The organism is Psychrobacter sp. 1U2, from assembly GCF_051847575.1.
Map to the genome: position 1 here is coordinate 1 of NZ_JBPYDC010000296.1, position 1,244 is coordinate 1,244.

General features: G+C 48.1%; 1 protein-coding gene. It reads right to left on the reverse strand.

Going from position 1 to position 1,244, the window contains the following annotated elements; all coding sequences use genetic code 11:
- The coding region (locus ACS8FD_RS15300) for an AbgT family transporter (protein ID WP_439276475.1) at positions 1 to 1,244 on the reverse strand (1,244 nt) is incomplete at both ends.

Consider the following 1,244-nt stretch of genomic DNA (forward strand, 5'->3'; position numbering starts at 1 on the left):
ATAGCGCATAGCCACGGCCAAAATAAGACCGAAATAGCTCATCATAGGCGTGATAATGTTGGTGGTCGAATCACCGATACGATAGGCTGCCTGAATCATCTCTGGCGCATAACCTGTGAGCATCAACATGGGCACAAAGATAGGTGCGGTCACCGCCCACTGTGCTGATGCCGAGCCGAGCATGAGGTTGACCAAACCACAGATTAGGATAAAACCAACCAGCAGCAAAGGTCCAGTTAGGCCAATATCGCTCAAAAAAGTCGCGCCAGATACCGCCATTACTGAGCCCAAGTTTGACCATTTGAAGAACGCGGTAAACTGTGCTGCAAAAAATACCAAAACGATATAAATACTCAATGAGCTCATGGCGTTACTCATGGCATCGACGACGTCTTGATTGCTTTTGATGCTGCCAGTGATCTTCCCGTAAATATAACCTGGTATCGCAAAGAATACAAAAATAAAGACCACAATACCTTTTAAGAATGGCGATCCTGATACCAGACCAGTTTCCGCATTTCGCAAGATGCCATCGGCAGGCACTACTGTCCACGCCAGCAATAAGCAAAATACGAGCATGCTGATACCGGCCCACAGTAGACCCTTTTTCTCAAGCGCCGATACTTTTTCGATTTGCGTCTCAAGTACCGAGGCATCATCAGCATCTTTGGGGTTATACTCCCCTAAGCTTGGCTCAACGATTTTTTCAGTGACAAAGTAACCCAGACCACTGATTAAAAAGGTACTGGCGATCATAAAGTACCAGTTGGCCTCTGCACCAACGATATAAGCCGGATCGATGATACGCGCCGCTTCTTGGGTAATCCCTGATAATAAAGGATCTACTGTGCCTAGTAACAAGTTGGCACTATAACCGCCCGATACCCCAGCAAACGCTGCTGCTAGACCTGCCAAAGGGTGTCTACCTAGCGAGTGGAAAATCACTGCCGCCAGTGGTATTAATACCACATAACCCAGCTCAGCTGCCGTGTTTGACATGATGCCAGCAAACACGATAGTAAAGGTGACCATCTTTTTAGGGGCATTCATGACTAGACCGCGTAGCGCAGCTGAGATCATGCCAGAGTGTTCAGCAATACCAACACCGAGCAAGGCGACCAGTACCGTACCAAGCGGCACAAAGCCAGTAAAGTTGGTCACAAGATTTTCAACAATGCGAGCCAAGCCCTCACCGTTCAATAAGTTGACGACTTCAATCATGCCATCAGCGCTACGTCCGCTGG